The 14,725-nt window shown below is 53.3% G+C and carries 12 protein-coding genes and 2 tRNA genes; all 14 read right to left on the bottom strand.

Annotation, left to right across the window (positions count from 1 at the left end; translation table 11 throughout):
* Window positions 1–161: 161 nt before the first annotated feature.
* Window positions 162–440, bottom strand: coding sequence for a holin (locus KP014_RS23795; RefSeq protein WP_036591337.1), 279 nt, complete (start codon window positions 438–440; stop codon window positions 162–164).
* A 584-nt stretch (window positions 441–1,024) separates the two neighbouring features.
* A tRNA-Ile gene (locus KP014_RS23800) sits at window positions 1,025–1,098 on the bottom strand.
* Window positions 1,099–1,145: 47 nt separating this feature from the next.
* Window positions 1,146–1,222, bottom strand: a tRNA-Met gene (locus KP014_RS23805).
* A gap of 81 nt (window positions 1,223–1,303) precedes the next feature.
* The gene (locus tag KP014_RS23810) at window positions 1,304–1,468 is read right to left on the bottom strand and encodes a hypothetical protein (protein WP_175491879.1); all 165 of its coding nucleotides are present in this window, start codon (window positions 1,466–1,468) and stop codon (window positions 1,304–1,306) included.
* Window positions 1,469–1,592: 124 nt separating this feature from the next.
* Window positions 1,593–2,567 (bottom strand): aldo/keto reductase, encoded by a 975-nt coding sequence (locus tag KP014_RS23815; protein WP_036591339.1) that lies wholly within the window; start codon window positions 2,565–2,567, stop codon window positions 1,593–1,595.
* 34 nt (window positions 2,568–2,601) lie between these two features.
* Window positions 2,602–3,801: an MFS transporter gene (locus tag KP014_RS23820; protein ID WP_036591340.1), complete on the bottom strand. Its 1,200-nt coding sequence runs from the start codon at window positions 3,799–3,801 to the stop codon at window positions 2,602–2,604.
* Window positions 3,802–3,995: 194 nt separating this feature from the next.
* A complete protein-coding gene (gene pyrE / locus KP014_RS23825) occupies window positions 3,996–4,637 on the bottom strand; it encodes an orotate phosphoribosyltransferase (RefSeq protein ID WP_036591342.1) in 642 nt (213 codons plus the stop codon).
* Window positions 4,634–5,350: an orotidine-5'-phosphate decarboxylase gene (pyrF, locus tag KP014_RS23830; RefSeq protein ID WP_246590790.1), complete on the bottom strand. Its 717-nt coding sequence runs from the start codon at window positions 5,348–5,350 to the stop codon at window positions 4,634–4,636. Before pyrF ends, pyrE begins: the two co-directional genes overlap by 4 nt.
* 214 nt (window positions 5,351–5,564) lie before the next feature.
* Window positions 5,565–8,786 carry a carbamoyl-phosphate synthase large subunit gene (gene carB, locus KP014_RS23835; protein WP_090834335.1) on the bottom strand — a complete coding sequence of 1,074 codons (3,222 nt, stop codon included), beginning with the start codon at window positions 8,784–8,786 and terminating at the stop codon, window positions 5,565–5,567.
* Window positions 8,787–8,790: 4 nt separating this feature from the next.
* Window positions 8,791–9,969, bottom strand: coding sequence for a glutamine-hydrolyzing carbamoyl-phosphate synthase small subunit (gene carA / locus KP014_RS23840; protein WP_051499721.1), 1,179 nt, complete (start codon window positions 9,967–9,969; stop codon window positions 8,791–8,793).
* Between the two features lie 83 nt (window positions 9,970–10,052).
* Entirely contained in the window at window positions 10,053–11,372 is a 1,320-nt protein-coding gene (locus KP014_RS23845) for a dihydroorotase (RefSeq protein WP_051499722.1), read from the bottom strand.
* Between the two features lie 101 nt (window positions 11,373–11,473).
* Window positions 11,474–12,382 (bottom strand): aspartate carbamoyltransferase catalytic subunit, encoded by a 909-nt coding sequence (locus KP014_RS23850; RefSeq protein WP_036592547.1) that lies wholly within the window; start codon window positions 12,380–12,382, stop codon window positions 11,474–11,476.
* Entirely contained in the window at window positions 12,383–12,964 is a 582-nt protein-coding gene (pyrR, locus tag KP014_RS23855; protein ID WP_036592550.1) for a bifunctional pyr operon transcriptional regulator/uracil phosphoribosyltransferase PyrR, read from the bottom strand.
* Window positions 12,965–13,410: 446 nt separating this feature from the next.
* The gene (locus KP014_RS23860) at window positions 13,411–14,664 is read right to left on the bottom strand and encodes an LL-diaminopimelate aminotransferase (protein WP_036592551.1); all 1,254 of its coding nucleotides are present in this window, start codon (window positions 14,662–14,664) and stop codon (window positions 13,411–13,413) included.
* Between the last annotated feature and the right edge of the window lie 61 nt (window positions 14,665–14,725).

Here is a 14,725-nt window from a genome sequence, read left to right on the forward strand (position 1 = left end):
AAAGAGGGACTCGCCCCCCGGCCAATCGGTTATGAGCCGACCGCTCTAACCAAGCAATGATGGTTAATTATTCTCTTTTTCAGCAATATTGTTCACTTGTGTACGATCAGTTTTGTGAATAGTAAAAAAGCCCACCAGCCGAAGCCAGTGCGCATTTAGATCTACTCTTTCGTCTTCCCGCACCGATTATTAAACACCAGCTCAAAGAGCCCCGTTGCAGACAGCCCCGCCAGCGCCCCTGACCACAACCGCAGCACCAACTCCATGTCCGTAAAAGGGTACGCCACCGCGCCGACCAGCAGACCGATGCCGACGCCGATCAGTGGGATGATGTTTTTTGGCAGGTTGACCGTTGTCTTAACCAATTGTACTGCCGCTAATACAAAGACGGAAAGTAGAGATGCAAACATAAGAACTTCTGATAAATTTTGATTTTCCATAATCCTTCATCCTCACATTCTTAATACTCTATAAGGTATTCCAGCAGACCGCCGTAAGTGATCGTAAGTGATCAGCAGTGTAATTGTAATATGACAACGCCAAGCCAACTTTAAGCCCACCTAGTACGATACCGAGAAGACCATAATCGAGTAGGCATTATTCCGGCACTGGGTAAAGTAAGCTTTAGGCACTTACGCCGGATATCATGAGTAAAGTTTAGAAGCGTAGCAAGGTTAACGCGAATGGACAGTTGAGGAATTTACGAGGTTCCTGGAATCTTCGAAAGACCATGTTCATTACATCGTGTTTTCCTTGGCAGTGTATACGTGGATGCGGCGTGGAGAAATTCTAGGACTTCGCTGGGTGTATCGACTTTGAACGTTTATAAGGCAGAATACGGGTGATGCTTACGAAGATAATGATCTCGTTTGTTGCTATCCTGGCGGAGGGTATATCAAGCCTAACTCCCGTTAGCAAATCCGTTAGCAAATCGCTTGATCCGGTCTTTCCCACCGTCTTTACTTTCCATTGAAAAAATCCCAAGACAGCAAAAAACCCTTGCTGCGCAAGGGTTTTATCAAAGTGGGCCCTGAGGGACTCGAACCCCCGACCAATCGGTTATGAGCCGACCGCTCTAACCAACTGAGCTAAGGGCCCTGATCAAAATATCCGAAATAATGGCTGATTGAACTTTAGGTGAAAATTGGTTGCGGGGGCAGGATTTGAACCTGCGGCCTTCGGGTTATGAGCCCGACGAGCTACCGGGCTGCTCCACCCCGCGTCAGTAATCATATTCAAACAGCGACAATAAATAGTATACAATATAACATAGTGTTAAGTCAAGAAGCTGCCGACCATTTTTTCAGGGAAGAAACCGAACCCCATATTTTCCTCTGCGTGAACGATAAATTTCTACAAACCGCGGATCATGGTAGCCGTAAATCCAGCCGTCCTGTTCGAGCCGCTTGGCCAGACAGCCCGCTTGAAATTTTGTTCTGAACAGCCTCGCAAAATATACCCAGTTCATGCTGCAATCTTCTCCCTATTATAAAATGATCAAGCCCACCTTCTCCGTTAGCTTGCCCATATTTACAAAAAACTTGCGGCATCCGGATGATTGATCCGAATACCGCAAATGCAGCATTTGCATCTTATGCCGTTACCGAATTCGTTTGAAGCGACAGATACGCCACTTCCGCAGGCGTCAGCTTAAGATCGAGCACCTTCAAGGTCGAGAGGTACTCCTTGACGTTTCTCGGGCCAGCGACGGCAGCTACAGGGAAGCCTTGGCTAAGCACATACGCCAGCGCAACGTTGATCGGCTCCACATCCTGGCCTTTCTCGGCGGCAAGGATGTTGCAGCGGTGCAGCTTCTCGAAGTTCTCATCGTTGAAATAAGCGGCGATGATGTCTGCAGGAGCGGTTCCGTCCGTCGGGTAAATATCGGCAAAGAATCCGGCAGCCTGGGAAGCCCAGGAAATCAGGAAGACATCCTTGCCTTCATGCCAACGCGCATAAGCATCGTCCGCATACACGGCTCCCACCCAGCGGGGGGTGTCAACCCGTGCAAGGCTGTAGGACGGATTATTCACGGAAATGCCCTGGTAGCCTTTGGCCTCACAATAGGCCATTGACTCTTCAATCCGCTCAATACTCCAGTTGCTGACTCCGTACGCCTTAATTTTACCTTCCTTGTGATGCTGCTCCAGACGGTCCATCAGATCCCCGACAGGCACGGTGACATCATCGCGGTGAAGAAGATACATATCAAAATATTCAAGCTGCATGTTGTTCAGACTGTATTCCAAATCTTCCGTAATGCATTCCGGCTTCACCCGGCTTACTTCCGGGTAGTGTACATTATTCTCGTCCACGTAGTGGTGGCCAGCCTTGTTGATCAACACCAGCTCCTCGCGCTTCCCGGTGCTTTTAATCCAGTCGGCGACCACACGCTCGCTTTTGCCTACACCGTAAAAGCGTCCGGTATCCAGAACGTTGCCGCCGGAAGCGACATAGGCCTCCATCAATTCATTAACCTGCTCCGCAGGAGCCAAATTGAACCATCCAGTTCCAAGGATAATTTCAGAGACAGGTTTATCCAGACCTTTGACTTGATAGTATTTCATTTGGGCCTCTCCTTTAGATAGTGATTTAAGCGAATTAAGCTGCTTTTTGCATGTTATGGGTCTTGAACACTTTTCTGTAGCGGATCAGCACAATAACAGCCAGAATGACACCAACTGCAGTATTAGCCATATTGAATACCAAAACGTTCTTAATATTGGATTCGGCCAGTCTTCCCGTCACAACCGGGCAAACGAAGGTTGCCAAGCTGCACAAGGTGTAGACAGAGCCAGTAATTTTGCCTTTGCTCGACGGGAACAGTTCAGCCATAGTGGTAAGCGCGAGCTGCAGAACTCCGCCGGCTGCGGTAAAGCCGATTACGAACGCCGAGAAAACGGCGATAGCCGGAGTCGGGTTCGCCCAGAGCAGGAATAGGCAAGCCAGTGAAATCAAAGGATAAATCAAAATGAAAGTAGCGGGTTTGACCCATTTTTTCACCAGAACGGCCGTAATAAATACGGCAACCAGCGATCCGATACTGTAATAGCTGATCAACTGACGCGAAGCGTTCGCTGCCATACCGGCAGCCTCCTGTCCGTACGTAGGCAGCCAAACCGAAATGATGAAGAAGGTAGCTGTAGAGGTAAAGCCGATCAAGATCAGGGCCAGGCCCTCAATCCAGAAATTCGCTTTAACGGTTTCCTCTCCACCGGCAGCGGCGGCCGGCTTCGCGACGTTCATTGGGGGATATTTTTGCCGGAGAACGAAAATACCGTTGATAAGAAGAGCCCCGATACAAACATAGAAGGTGTAACCGAAGTACAGGTTGTTGCTAACGACAAAGCTGATCATCAGCGGCAAAGAGAACTGGCCAAGCGCTACAAACGCTTTGATGATAATGTTCGCCGTTCCGGTCGCGTTAGGGAAGGTTTCCATAAGCGCCGGGTAGGTGCCGGAATCCAGGAAGGAGTTCGCGATACCCGCGATTACCGCGAATATAAACGCGACCGCAACATTGGGACTAAATAGAATCCCCGCAAAAAAAACCACATATCCTGCAATGCCCAAAAGTACAAACGGTTTGCGTCCGAAACGGTCGGATAAGACCCCGGAAATAAACAGTACCAGCAGTTTCCCGATTCCAAGACCGGAAATGACGTAAGCGACCCCCGCTTTGTCCGTGTGAAACTGCCCTGTGAGGAATTCCATGTTCTGTGCGAGAATGATTGCGCTAATTCCCTGAATGATGTAGTTGATATACAGGGAGATGGCAGCGGGCATATACTTGTTCTTCATGATCCAAACCTCATTTCTCATTAGTGAAACAATTCACTTGTATGAGTTAATTATAAAAGGAGAAGAATCAAGTACACTAATGGTTTTTTAGGGGGTTATTCATAGATAATTTTTATATAATTTAGATATTTTCGTCTGATTCAAGAAGTAAAAACAAAAACCGCCCTGCAATCGGACGGTTTCTTCAAAATTAATCAGTTTCCAAAAGAGGATGGGTCGCGTCTCCACGACTGAAGCAGCTCGACATCATTAGCCACTATTTTGCCTTGACCGAGCGCAACGTCGATCAGCGTGCTGTAATTGGACAGGCTTTGCAGCGGAATGCCCGCTTCCTTGAATGCATTTGTTGCGCGATCCAATTCATAGCTGAAAATCGCCAGCACCGCGAGCGGCTCTCCTCCCGCTTCCTTTACTGCCTGCGCAGCCTTAATCGAGCTGCCTCCGGTCGAAATCAGGTCTTCAATGACGATGACCTTTTGGCCGGGTGCAATGATTCCTTCGATTTGGTTCTGTTTGCCGTGTCCCTTCGCTTTGTCGCGGATGTAGGCCATCGGCAGATTCAATTTATCGGCGACCCAGGCCGCGTGCGGAATGCCCGCAGTTGCCGTTCCGGCGATGACTTCGGTGCCGGGATATTCGGTAGCAATCAATTCCGCGAACGCGTCGGCGATATAGCTGCGGATTTCAGGATAAGACAAGGTAAGACGGTTATCGCAGTAGATCGGGGACTTGATGCCCGAGGTCCACGTAAAAGGTTCCTGCGGACGAAGCGCGACCGCTTCGATCTTTAACAGATAAGATGCAATTTGTTCACTTCTATTCAGCAATGGGCTCACGCTTGAATCATCTCCTTAATAATATGCTCAGCAGCCTGACGCGGGTCAGGAGCTGCCGTTATAGGCCGTCCTACGACCAGAAAGTGGCTGCCCTGCCGGATCGCCTGTCCCGGCGTCATGACGCGGCTCTGGTCGTCCAGAGAAGATCCGGACGGGCGAATACCGGGGGTCACGGTGCGGAATGCAGGGCCGCAGGCTGCCGATATGGCAGCAGCTTCCATAGGCGACGCCACAACGCCGTCCAGACCGGCAGCTGCGGCGAGCTTCGCGTACCGCACGACCGTATCCGGCACTTCGCCGGGAATGCCGATCTCGCCGTTCATGACGTCCTGGCTGGTGCTGGTAAGCTGAGTCACCGCAATAACCAGCGGACGGGCGAGCTCCGGGTTTTTGCGCAGGGCCGCATCGATGCCTTCCCGCGCGGCGGACATCATGGCCGAACCGCCGGATGCATGTACGTTGAACATATCGACGCCAAGGGCGGTCACGCTTTCGGCTCCGCCTTTTACCGTGTTCGGGATATCATGCATTTTGACGTCAAGAAATACGGAATAGCCAAGGGCCTTCAGTTCTCTGACAAAATCCGGACCGGCGGCGTAGAACAGCTGCATGCCGACCTTCATGTAGCACGGGATGCCTTTCAGCTTGCTGATCAGCTCCTTCGCCTGCCCGGCATCCGGGTAATCAAGCGGGATCATCAGCCGATTGGCCATGCTCTCCCATTGCGTGTCCTGTGTGACGGTATTCTCCTGCGCCGCAGCTTCCTGCACGGGCTGCCTTTCTCCGGTCATAACAACACTCCTTCGCTGAGTATATGAAAAAGCTCTCGCTTCCGATTTTATAGCGTACAAATGCCCGGGCACAGCGGAACGGTCTGCGATATGACGCAAACCGTTCCTGTAATTCCCTGTGCCTTACGCACTTTTCTTATTGTCCCACAAAAGCCGGCATCGACTGCGAGGAGAAATTGATCGTCTCCAGCATACGCAGCAGCGCCGTTACCGTATCAAGCGAGGTCATGCAGACGATGCCGTTCTCCACCGCTTCGCGGCGGATGCGGAAGCCGTCACGCTCCGGCGTCTTGCCCTTGGTGAGCGTGTTGAAGACGAAGTTCGCCTGGCCTCCCCGGATGAGGTCGACAATAGTCGGCTCGCCTTCGCCAAGTTTGTTGACGTTCATGACGTTGAGGCCCGCTTTCTCCATGGCTGCCGCAGTACCGCCCGTGGCGATGATCTTATAGCCCAGACGGTGGAAGCCCTTCATCAGCTCGACCGCTTCCGCTTTGTCCTTGTCGGCCACTGTTATGATAATCGACCCGGTTGTCGGAATTTTCATTCCCGCCCCGATCAGGCCTTTATACAGCGCCTTCGCGTACAGTCTGTCGCGGCCCATAACTTCGCCGGTGGACTTCATTTCCGGACCGAGCGTCGGCTCTACTCTGCGCAGCTTGGCGAACGAGAAAACCGGCACTTTGACGGAGACATAATCGCTCTCCGGCCACAAGCCTTCACTGTAGCCTTCGTCCTTCAGCTTGCCGCCGAGAATAACCTTCGTGGCCAGATGGGCCATCGGGATGCCCGTCACTTTGCTCAGGAACGGTACGGTACGCGACGAGCGCGGATTCACTTCGATCACGTAAACCTCGCCTTTGTAGATGACAAACTGGATATTGACCAGTCCGATCGTCTTCAACTCCTTGGCGATCTTGATCGTGATCTCGGAGATTTTCTGTTTCAGGCTGTCTTCCAGATGCTGCGGAGGATATACCGCGATGGAGTCGCCGGAATGGACGCCCGCGCGTTCCACATGCTCCATAATGCCGGGAATAACCACCGTTTCGCCGTCGCAAATGGCGTCGACTTCAACCTCTTTGCCCAGCATGTAACGGTCGATCAGCACAGGGTGGTCCGGATTGACCTTAACCGCCTCTTTCATATAGGTCAGCAGCTCGGTATCGGAATAGACGATCTCCATCGCCCGTCCGCCAAGCACGTAAGAAGGACGCACCAGAACCGGATAGCCGAGCGACTGGGCCGTACCCACGGCTTCGTCCACCGTCGTTACGGTGCTGCCCTGCGGCTGCGCGATATCCAGACGAGACAGCAGCGCTTCGAACCGCTTGCGGTCTTCCGCCTCGTCGATGCTTCCAAGACTTGTGCCGAGAATCTTCACGCCTTCTGCGCTCAGCGGCGCGGCCAGGTTGATCGCCGTCTGTCCACCGAACTGTACGATAACGCCGATCGGCTTCTCCTGCTCGATAACATTCATGACATCCTCGAAGAACAGCGGCTCGAAATAAAGCCGGTCGGAGGTGTTGAAGTCGGTAGACACTGTCTCCGGATTATTATTGATAATGACCGCTTCGTAACCTGCCTTCTGGATCGCCCAGACGGCATGCACCGTGGAGTAGTCGAATTCGATACCCTGGCCGATACGGATCGGGCCGGAGCCGAGAACAACCACTTTCTGCTTATCGGATGGAAGCACTTCATTCTCGGTTTCATAGGTCGAGTAATAGTAAGGGGTGGTCGCCTCGAATTCGGCTGCGCAGGTGTCGACCATTTTGTAGACAGGCTTCAGCCCCTGTTCGAGACGCATCGTCCGAACTTCGGCTTCTTTCGTCTGCTTGCCTCCCGGCTGACCTTCCGAGCGCAGCTCGGCAATGGCACGGTCGGTAAAGCCCAGACGCTTCGCCTGGTACAGCGTTTCCGGTGTCAGGCTCTCTTCTTCGCGGATACGGTCCTCAAAGCCGATCAAGCCTTCAATTTTGTCAAGGAACCACCAGTCGACCTGGGTAATATCCTGAATTTCCTGAAGCTGATATCCGCGGCGGAATGCTTCGGCAATCAGGAAGATACGCTCGTCGTCCGGTTTCGCCAGCCGGGTCTTCAGCACTTCATCCTCAAGCAGTTCCGCTCCCGGAAGCTTGAACCGGTGTACCCCGATCTCCAGCGAACGGATCGCTTTGTGAATCGACTCCTCGAAAGTGCGGCCGATTGCCATTACTTCGCCAGTCGCCTTCATCTGCGTGCCGAGCTTGCGGTTCGCATAGATGAACTTGTCGAACGGCCAGCGCGGAATTTTGCTGACGATGTAATCCAGCGTCGGCTCGAAGCAGGCATACGTCTGCCCGGTGACCGGATTGATGATTTCATCAAGCGTATAACCGAGGGCGATTTTGGCGGCCATTTTCGCAATCGGATAGCCGGTGGCTTTCGACGCCAGCGCAGACGAACGGCTGACGCGCGGATTCACTTCGATGACATAGTATTGGTAGCTCTGCGGATCAAGCGCGAACTGAACGTTACAGCCGCCTTCGATGTTCAGCGCGCGGATGATCTTCAGTGAGGCGCTGCGGAGCATCTGGTACTCACGGTCGGACAGCGTCTGGCTCGGAGCGACAACGATGCTATCGCCGGTGTGTACGCCGACAGGGTCGAAGTTCTCCATGTTGCAGACCACGATGCAGTTGTCATTCGCGTCGCGCATAACTTCATATTCGACTTCCTTCATGCCCGCGATGCTCTTCTCAATCAAGCACTGGCTGATCGGGCTGTAGCGGATGCCGGATTTTACCGTCTCGCGCAGCTCTTCTTCATTCGCGCAAATCCCGCCGCCAGTGCCGCCCAGCGTGTAGGCCGGACGGACGATCAGCGGATAGCCGATCTCATCGGCAAACGCAAGCGCTTCGTCCAGCGTTGTAACAATCGTGCTCTCCGGCACGGGCTGTTCCAGTTCACGCATCAGGTCACGGAACAGGTCGCGGTCTTCCGCTTTCTCGATGGAATGCAGCTGGGTGCCGAGCAGCTTAACGTTCTCCTGCTCCAGTACACCGGCGCGCGCCAGCTCAACGGCCATGTTGAGGCCCGTCTGCCCGCCGAGCGTCGGCAGCAGTCCGTCCGGACGCTCCTGACGGATGATGCCGGTCACGAAATCAAGCGTGATTGGTTCAATGTATACTTTATCCGCCATATTCGTATCGGTCATGATAGTGGCGGGGTTGCTGTTGATGAGGATAACCTCGACGCCCTCTTCCTTGAGCGCCTGGCAGGCCTGGGTTCCCGCGTAGTCGAATTCAGCTGCCTGGCCGATAACGATCGGTCCGGAACCGATTACGAGTATTTTCTTAAGCTTTTCGTTCTTAGGCATTCTATTAGTAAGCTCCTTTCACGGCTTCAAGCTGCTGTTTCGGGGTAGGAGCCGCGATGCGTGCGTTCGCCGCAAGCTGCGCCTGACGGGAAACGGCTGGAGTAGCCCGCTTGTGCTCCGCAATCATATTCAGGAAGCGGTCGAATAAATAGCTGCTGTCATGCGGTCCCGGCGCCGCTTCCGGATGATACTGCACCGAAAAAGCGGGATAGCGGGTATGCTTCAGCCCTTCGATCGTCTTGTCATTGTTGTTAATATGCGTTATTTCAAGCTCCGTGCCGTGTACAGAATCTTCGTTAACGGTGTAGCCGTGGTTCTGGGACGTAATGTAGCAGCGTCCGCTTTGGAGTTCCTTGACCGGATGGTTGCCTCCGCGGTGTCCGAATTTAAGCTTCTCGGTATCCGCTCCGCAGGCCAGCGCAAACAACTGGTGGCCCAGGCAGATGCCGAAGATCGGGTATTCGCCGAGCAGCTCGGAAATGGTCTTAACTGCATACGGCACATCCTTGGGGTCCCCGGGACCGTTGGACAGCTGAATGCCGTCGGGATTGATGCGACGGATCTCGTCAGCCGTAACATTATGAGGTACGACAATGACATCGCAGCCGCGATTGTTCAGTTCGCGCAGAATCCCCGTCTTGGCGCCGTAGTCCACAAGCACGATCTTCTCCTTCGTTCCGGGGCTGCTGTATGCGCTGGCGGTGGAGGTGCGGGCCACCTGGTTGCGCAGCTCGGCGATTGATGTATCGTTCATCATTTCCATCAGTTCTTCCACCGGCTTGGTTGAAGTGGTCAGGATGGCCTTCATCGTGCCATAGTGGCGGATGATGCGCGTCAGCATACGGGTATCGATGTCGCTGATGCCGGGAATCCCGTACTCTTTCAGCAGGTCATCAACGCTGTATTCGGCGCGCCAATTGCTCGGCACCGTCTCATGCCGGCGCACGACGAAGCCATGCACGAAGGGCCGCACGGACTCGAAATCATCACGAGTGATGCCATAGTTCCCGATCAGCGGATACGTCATCGTCACGATTTGTCCACAGTACGAAGGATCGGACAGTACCTCCTGATATCCCGTAATCCCGGTATTAAATACAACCTCTCCAGTCTTCTCGCCCTCTGCGCCGAATGCGGTGCCGGTAAACAGCGTTCCGTCCTGTAGCAGCAATCTTGCCTGCATCCTTTCCACTCCTCTTCATTCTGTATTCTCAAAACTGTATGTGTTCTTAATCTCCGGAGTGTCCGCTTCGATTCTTCCGCCTCTTAGGCCTGAAGCCCCGCTTCGTTCTTCCGGTTCGTTTCTTGTTCTTCACTCCATACAACACGTCCGTCCGTGAGGGTCATCACCGGCCAGCCTTTAAGCTTCCAGCCTGTAAACGGCGTATTGCGTCCCTTGCTGGCAAAATGGTTCGGATCGACTTCTTTCTCCGTCTCCAGATCAATCAGCGTCAGGTCGGCCGGTGCTCCCGGCTCCAGAACACCGGTATTTAGTCTGAACACGCGGGCCGGATCTGAGGTCATTCTCTTGACCAGCAGGGAAAGATCCATCTTGCCGGCGGCGACAAACTTCGTATACATCAGCGGAAAAGCAGTCTCGAATCCGACAATCCCGAACGGTGCAAGCTGCATTCCTTTCGCTTTCTCCTCCGCGCTGTGCGGCGCGTGGTCCGTTACGATGATGTCGATGGTTCCGTCCAGCAATGCTTCGATGCAAGCATCCACATCGCGGCGAGAGCGCAGCGGCGGGTTCATTTTCCAGTTTGCATCAAGGCCGGGGATATCTTCTTCGGACAGCAGCAGATGATGTGGACATACCTCGGAGGTCACGCGGATGCCGATTTCTTTGGCCTGACGGATCAGCCGAACCGACTGTTCGGTGCTGACATGACACACATGGTAATGCACGCCAGTCGCTTCTGCCAGCAAAATATCCCGTCCGACATGGATCGCTTCCGACTCGTTCGGAATGCCCTTAAGCCCATGCTTGCGGGCAAAGCTTCCTTCGGCCACCGGAGCCCCTACCACCAGTGAATTATCCTCGCAGTGCGCGATTACGGGCATATCCATGGAAGCTGCGATATTCATCGCATCCTTCATCATTTGAGCCGTCTGCACGCCTACGCCGTCATCCGTAAAGCCGATCGCTCCGGCTTCCTTGAGAGCGGCAAAATCCGTAAGCTCTTGTCCTTGCTGCCCTTTCGTTATTGCTGCATAAGGCAGCACCTTTACTAGTCCAGCCTCCAGAGCCTTGTCCTTTACGAGCTGTACGATCTCCGGGCTGTCCGTGACCGGCTTGGTGTTCGGCATGCAGGCAATCGTCGTAAATCCGCCTTTGGCCGCCGAGCGGCTGCCGGTTTCAATCGTTTCCTTATGTTCAAAGCCCGGTTCGCGCAAATGTACATGCATGTCGATGAACCCCGGGACAAGCAGCTTGCCGGCGGCATCGATCGTCTCGGGGCCTTCCGCGGCACTTTCGCTTTCGTTCAGGACAGCGGAGATGACGCCATTCTCAATCTTGATATGCTTGCGCTCCAAACCGCCTTCCGCATTCAAAACACTGGCATTTTTGATAATCACGTTCATGCTGTCTCCTTTTGCCCGCGACAGATCCATCCGGGCTCTTATGTTATTATATAATAAAAATTCATTCTTGTGTATATTTATTAACTCAGCCCTTTTCGACTTTATCGGATCGCTCTCTCAATGACAGCCATCCGCACCGGAACACCATTGGACATTTGAGGAAAAATGAGCGACTTGGCGCTTTCCACCACCGCATCGTCTATCTCGACGTTCCGGTTGACCGGCGCCGGATGCATAATGACCGTATTCGGACTTAATCTCGAAGCGCGCTCTTCCGTCAAGCCGAACTGCCGCCGGTATTCCTCAGCCGACTGCAGCATCCCGGAAGCGTGACGTTCAAGTTGAACACGGAGCATCATGACCACATCCGCTTTCAGCGCTTCATCCATCGTAACATAAGGCGCATGCTCCATAAGTTCAGGGGCTTTCATATTCTCCGGCGCGCAGAACAGCACCTTGGCCCCCATTTTTGTAAGTCCCCACAGATTGGAGCGGGCTACCCGGCTGTGCATAATATCGCCGATGATCGATACGGTCAAGCCTTTGATCTCGCCGAAAGTCTTGATCATGGTGTACATGTCCAACAGCGCCTGCGTTGGATGCTCGTTGTTGCCGTCGCCGGCGTTGATCAGCGGAATCGATACCTTCTCCGACAGTTGGGCCAACACACCGGCCGGCTTCAGCCGCACGACGCCCGCGTCGATTCCCATGGACTCCAAGGTGCGCACGGTGTCGTAAATCGACTCGCCTTTTTCCACACTGGAAGCCGCGGCAGTGAAGTTCAGCACCTGGGCGCCAAGACGTTTCTCCGCCATTTCAAATGAGAACCGGGTTCTCGTGCTGTTCTCAAAAAACATGTTCGAGACGAACCGGGAAGCAAGCACCGAGCTTACCTTTTCAGTCTGCTTGTCCCAATATGCCGCTCTTCCTAATATTGCAGCAATTTCCGTTTGGTCCAGCCCTTTCAGTCCGAGCAGACTGCGTTCTTTCACTCTGGTAGCTGTCATCATTTATTTTGCCTCCCAGTTCGATAGTATGTGCACTTCGTCCATTCCGTCGACTTCCTTCAGCGCCACTTCGATCGATTCATGCCTTGAGGTCGGCACGTTCTTTCCTACATAATCCGGACGAATGGGCACTTCCCGATGACCCCGGTCTGCCAGAACCGCGAGTTGAATCATTCTCGGCCGTCCGCAGTCCATAAGCGCGTCCATCGCCGCGCGAATCGTGCGTCCGGTGTAGAGAACATCGTCGAACAGGATGATTTTTTTGTCTCGAGTGCCGGAATCGCCGCTGGGAATGATCAGCGTCCCTTTTCCGTTACAATCTCCGTCGTTCGCATTATTATTCTTCCCGGGTTCCAAGTCATCGCGGTAAGGGGTGACATCAAGCTCTCCGTAGGCAACATCCGCGCCTTCGATTTCCTTAATCCGCTCCGCGATCCGGCGTGCCAGATATACACCTCGGGTGCGGATGCCGATCAGCACGCAATCTTCGATGCCTTTGTTCTTCTCGAGGATCTCATGGGCAATGCGCGAAAGCGCCCGGCGAATCGCCGTCTCGTCCATAATGACGTTCTTTTCGATAATCATTGTAATCATGCCCTCCAGGTCGGGCGCCCTGTTCCCGCATCTTGGCTCACATAAGAAAAGCATCTGTCGATACCCTTTCAGCGATACCGTCCCAATCCTTCTGTTGCGGCAGCTTCCCTTGCAATATCAGGAAGTCGAATCATGATGCTCATTCTTTCCGATATTAACAAAAAACTCCTTGCCTGAAGCAGGCAAGGAGTGAAATCCGCAGATTGAAGAAGAATGACGGGCGCGCAGCAAAAGAGCTCCGTGCAGACAGACGGATTCCCTACAAATAAGCCGCGAACCTCGATTCACGTTACCTTGCCAGCCTCACGGGACTGAATTAAAGGCGCTATTCATTTATCATATGAATTATGACAGAATGGACAGCCCGTGTCAACTATATCCAAGAAAAATAGCCCCCGCACCAAGAACCGGCACGAGGGCTACTGCTTTCAGGCAAATTAAAACTCAAATTCGACGTCGCTCAAGCGGCGTTTAATTTCCGAAATCACGCGCAGTTCTTCCTCTTCACCTTTAGCCACAAAAGTGACGGAGAATCGCACGAACGCGCCCGCATCATCCCAAGGCACCGTCGAGATCAGCTTCTCGCGAATCAAGAATTGGGAGAAGTCCTCGCCGGACTCGAAGCGGCGTCCGCCCTTGACGCCTTTTGGCGCTTCCACGTACAGGAAGAAAGAGCCCTTCGGTTTCGTCGCCTTGAAGCCAAGGCTGTTCAGCGCGTCCACCAGCAGGTTGTGGCGGCGGGAATATTTGGCCGCGATGGCTTCCGTGATTTCCGGATGGGCAAGACCGTAGGCCGCCGCTTTCTGAATAGCGATAAACTGGCCGGAATCGTTGTTGTCCTTAACGTCGCCGAACGCCTTGACGATCAGCGGATTGCCGGCCACAAAGCCGATTCTCCAGCCGGTCATATTGTAAGATTTGGAAAGGGAATGCAGTTCTACGCCAACGTCTTTCGCGCCGGGAACGGACAGGAAGCTCAGCGGCTTCAGACCGTCATACGTCAGCGCCGCGTATGGAGCGTCATGAATGACGACAACATTGTATTTTTTCGCCCAGGCTACAACATCAGCAAAAAATTCCGGAGTCGCGCTTGCGCCCGTCGGGTTGTTCGGATAGTTCAGGTAGAGCAGCTTCGCCTTGTATGCGATGTCTTCCGGAATGGAGCTCAGGTCAGGAAGGAAGTTATTCTCCTTCTTAAGCTCGACATTGTAGACTTGGCCGCCCAAATATTTCGTATGGGTGCCAAGCACCGGATAGCCCGGAATGGTCATGATTGTAATATCGCCCGGGTTGATAAAAGCGGAAGGCAGCATCGCGAGCGCCGGTTTCGAGCCAATGGAGTGAAGCACCTCATTTACAGGATCAATCCCGTCGACGTTAAATACCTCTTTCAGGTACTTAGCAGCAGCTTCCTTGAATTCGGCAATGCCGTTGTCGGCATAACCGCGGTTCTCTTCCTTGGCCGCTTCTTCCGCCAGCTTGGCGACGATGCCCGCATCCGCCATCTCATCCGGTTCGCCTACGCCCATATCGATCAGCTCAATATCGGGGAAGTCTTTTTTGGCCGAAGCCTTGGCGCGTTTAATCTTCTCAAATTTATAGATATTGGTGTCCTTGCCGTAATTCGCTCCGCCGATTCGGTCTGCGAAATTGTTCTGGATATACGTATTCTGATAGTGTTCAATGCTCATAAAAGTGATCTCACTCCTGCTTCTGGAATATAAGACGGATGAACAGGCGCTCAGCCTATCC

Origin of the sequence: Paenibacillus sophorae, assembly GCF_018966525.1 — a bacterium.
GTDB classification, from domain to species: domain Bacteria; phylum Bacillota; class Bacilli; order Paenibacillales; family Paenibacillaceae; genus Paenibacillus_AQ; species Paenibacillus_AQ sophorae.

Coding starts and splice junctions, on each gene's coding strand:
- KP014_RS23850 (WP_036592547.1), bottom strand. CDS start 12,382: ATGATGACAGCTACCAGAGTGAAAGAACGCAGTCTGCTCGGACTGAAA.
- KP014_RS23820 (WP_036591340.1), bottom strand. CDS start 3,801: ATGAAGAACAAGTATATGCCCGCTGCCATCTCCCTGTATATCAACTAC.
- carB (WP_090834335.1), bottom strand. CDS start 8,786: ATGCCTAAGAACGAAAAGCTTAAGAAAATACTCGTAATCGGTTCCGGA.
- KP014_RS23860 (WP_036592551.1), bottom strand. CDS start 14,664: ATGAGCATTGAACACTATCAGAATACGTATATCCAGAACAATTTCGCA.
- KP014_RS23845 (WP_051499722.1), bottom strand. CDS start 11,372: ATGAACGTGATTATCAAAAATGCCAGTGTTTTGAATGCGGAAGGCGGT.
- pyrR (WP_036592550.1), bottom strand. CDS start 12,964: ATGATTATCGAAAAGAACGTCATTATGGACGAGACGGCGATTCGCCGG.
- KP014_RS23795 (WP_036591337.1), bottom strand. CDS start 440: ATGGAAAATCAAAATTTATCAGAAGTTCTTATGTTTGCATCTCTACTT.
- KP014_RS23815 (WP_036591339.1), bottom strand. CDS start 2,567: ATGAAATACTATCAAGTCAAAGGTCTGGATAAACCTGTCTCTGAAATT.
- KP014_RS23810 (WP_175491879.1), bottom strand. CDS start 1,468: ATGAACTGGGTATATTTTGCGAGGCTGTTCAGAACAAAATTTCAAGCG.
- pyrF (WP_246590790.1), bottom strand. CDS start 5,350: ATGGCCAATCGGCTGATGATCCCGCTTGATTACCCGGATGCCGGGCAG.
- carA (WP_051499721.1), bottom strand. CDS start 9,969: ATGCAGGCAAGATTGCTGCTACAGGACGGAACGCTGTTTACCGGCACC.